The 2,667-nt window shown below is 70.8% G+C and carries 3 protein-coding genes; 1 reads left to right on the top strand and 2 read right to left on the bottom strand.

From position 1 onward, the window contains the following. The first annotated feature begins 42 nt into the window (after positions 1-42). Positions 43-831 carry a class II aldolase/adducin family protein gene (locus B7L92_RS35355; RefSeq protein WP_081241298.1) on the top strand — a complete coding sequence of 263 codons (789 nt, stop codon included), beginning with the start codon at positions 43-45 and terminating at the stop codon, positions 829-831. Between the two features lie 338 nt (positions 832-1,169). On the opposite strand, the gene B7L92_RS35350 is transcribed toward B7L92_RS35355, so the two are convergent. Continuing rightward, on the bottom strand, positions 1,170-1,520 hold the full coding sequence (locus B7L92_RS35350) for a helix-turn-helix domain-containing protein (protein ID WP_081241297.1): 351 nt from the start codon (positions 1,518-1,520) through the stop codon (positions 1,170-1,172). A gap of 11 nt (positions 1,521-1,531) precedes the next feature. Beyond that, positions 1,532-1,894, bottom strand: coding sequence for a type II toxin-antitoxin system RelE/ParE family toxin (locus B7L92_RS35345; protein WP_081241296.1), 363 nt, complete (start codon positions 1,892-1,894; stop codon positions 1,532-1,534). Between the last annotated feature and the right edge of the window lie 773 nt (positions 1,895-2,667).

The following is a 2,667-nucleotide window of genomic DNA, read 5'->3' as shown; positions in this document are numbered from 1 at the left end:
AGAATGTGTATAAGAGACAGCCTCCGTCGAAGGAGCCGCCGTATGACCGCCGTACTTCCCTCCGCAGCCACGGAAACCCCCGCCACGGCCGACGAGGAACTGCGGCTGCGTCGCGAACTCGCCGCCGTCTACCGGCTCGTGGCCCACTTCCGGATGACGGACCTGATCTTCACCCACATCTCCCTGCGGCTGCCCGGTCCCGACCACCACTTCCTCATCAACCCCTACGGGCTCCTCTTCGAGGAGATCACCGCCTCCAACCTCGTCAAGATCGACCTGTCGGGCGATCCGGTGGAGCCGACGCCGTACCCGGTCAACCCGGCCGGCTTCGTCATCCACAGCGCCATCCACGCGGCGCGCCCGGACGCCCGCTGCGTCCTGCACACCCACACCAAGGCCGGTTGCGCCGTGGCGGCCCAGCAGGGCGGACTGCTGCCGCTGAACCAGATGTCGATGGAGTTCCACAACCGTGTCGGCTACCACGACTACGAAGGGGTCGCCCTCAACCTGGACGAGCAGCAGCGGCTCGTCGCCGACATCGGCACCCACCCGGCGCTGATCCTGCGCAACCACGGGCTGCTGACGGTCGGTGAGACCGCCGCCCAGGCCTTCCTGCGCATGTACTACCTGGAGAAGGCGTGCGAGATCCAGGTCACCGCACAGGCGGGCGGCGGACCGCTGGTCGTGCCGTCGGAGGAGGTGTGCGAGTACACCGCCCGGCAGCTCTCCGGGGAGGAGACCGGCGACTTCGAGGACGACGGCGCCTACGACCTGGCATGGGCGGCCATGCTGCGCCTCCTCGACCGGATCGCCCCCGACTACAAGGACTGAGGGCCGCCATGATGCGGCGTCACCGCGGTTGGCGCTGGTTTCCGGCCGGAAGGGTGGAGGCTTGTCGCCGCAGGGCGTACAAGCTGCGGGACCTTGACGACCGGCACCACGGAGCCCGGCCGGGGCCCGGTTCCCTCCGGTGACGACGGCACCGTCATCACCCTGCGCATCCTGCCGAACCAGGGCGCGCCCTGGGGTTCGTGAGCATGCCACGAATTCACCCGGGAACCGGGTACCTGCTCCGGCCCGGATCGGATCGGCAGGGGCGTCCGGCAGGAAACCCTGGCCGCCCTGCCTCCGGGCGCTCATGGCTCACCGGGGCCACCACCCGACGACGGCTACGCCGCCGCGCCGCCCTGGTGACCACTGGCCGGCATGCGCAGGGTGTGGTCGCCGAAGTCCGCTACCAGATCCAGCCTCCCGCCGAGCGCCTCCACGTAGCGGGCGATGACGTCCAGGGTGGCTCCCTCACCGTGCTCGATCTGGGAGACCCGGGCGACGCTGACGCCCATCCGGGCCGCCACGTCCCGTTGGGTCACCCCCGCCTGCTTGCGTGCCTCGGCGAGCTGGTGGCCACGTGCCTCGGCGAGAAGCCGGCGAGACCCCGCTTCCACCTCGGCGGGCTCCACACCGGCCGCGTACAGCTCCTGCTCCAGGACCTCCCAGTCCTGCGCAGTCTTCTTGGGCATGTGCCTGCTCCTCAGTCCTCGTCGTCGCTGGTGTACTCGTGGTAGAGACGCTCGGCCAGTGGGATGTTGTCGCGGTACCAGCGCTCCCAGTTTCCGGCCTTGTCACCGCCGAGAAGCAGCAGGGCCGAGCGAGTCGGATCGAAGGCGAAGACGATCCGGATCTCGGAGCGCCCGCCCGACCCCGGCCTCAGCTCCTTCAGGTGATGCAGTGCCGAGCCCTTCAGCCGGTCCACGAGGGGGCGCCCCAAGGTCGGCCCCGCCTCGCGCAGGGCGGCCACAGCCTGTGCGACCTGGGAGGCGGAACCCAGGTCCTCCTTGATCAGGAGCTTGAACCACGCCGTGTACTCATCGGTGACCTTGATCGCCCAGCCCAAGACGGTTCCCCTCGACACCCACACCACAAAGTTAAGGAATTCCTTAAAAGCCGGCAAGCCGCCGATTCACGTACGCTGTCGCAACCAGCCGTCGAAGACCTTGCCCGAGAACTCAACTTCCGTGCGCCCCAAGAGGTCACACAGCCCCGTCGGAGCCCGCGTCCGCGCTTCATGCCCACCGCGTGTCCTTCAGAGCGGAGCAGCGGTACCCAACGGCGTCCACCACCTCCGCGACTGGCGCGACGGTATGCACCTCCGCGGCCCGGCGCTCCGAGCGGCCGTCCGCCCGGGCCGTGAGGTGGCCGTGGTGGGCAGCGGCGGCGGGTCGAGCGCATCACCCCGACGATCACCGCCCCGGTGGCGGCGAGGGCGCCCGGTGCCGGCGCCGCGCGCCGCCCCGAGGGGCTGTCCACCGCGAACAGGTCGCGCAGCCGGTCGAAGCCGCTCAGCGGAACGTCCGCGAGGGCATTGCCGGGCGGGCGGCGGGAAACGGCCGGATGCGGATGCGTGGGGGCGGCCCTCCGCACGGCCCCCCAGGCCGCGCCGACGCGGCGGAGCTGCCGGTCGTCCAGTGCCGCGCGCAGGCGGGGCAGGAGAACGCCCTCCTCGTCCCTGACGTCCTCCCTCACCGAGCGGAACGCCTCCTCGATCAACGCCGCGCGCCGGGGGTCGTCCTTGTCCTTCTCCACGCGTGCGAGCAGCTCGTCACCGCCTCGGAGGACTGTGCTTCTCGGGCACGCCGCGGCTGCCCGGCCCCCCACCCCCCACCCCGC

Source organism: Streptomyces viridosporus (assembly GCF_002078235.1).
Taxonomy (GTDB): Bacteria; Actinomycetota; Actinomycetes; order Streptomycetales; family Streptomycetaceae; genus Streptomyces; species Streptomyces viridosporus.
Note: the sequence above shows the minus strand (reverse complement) of the source record. Positions and strands in the feature narration are given on the sequence as shown.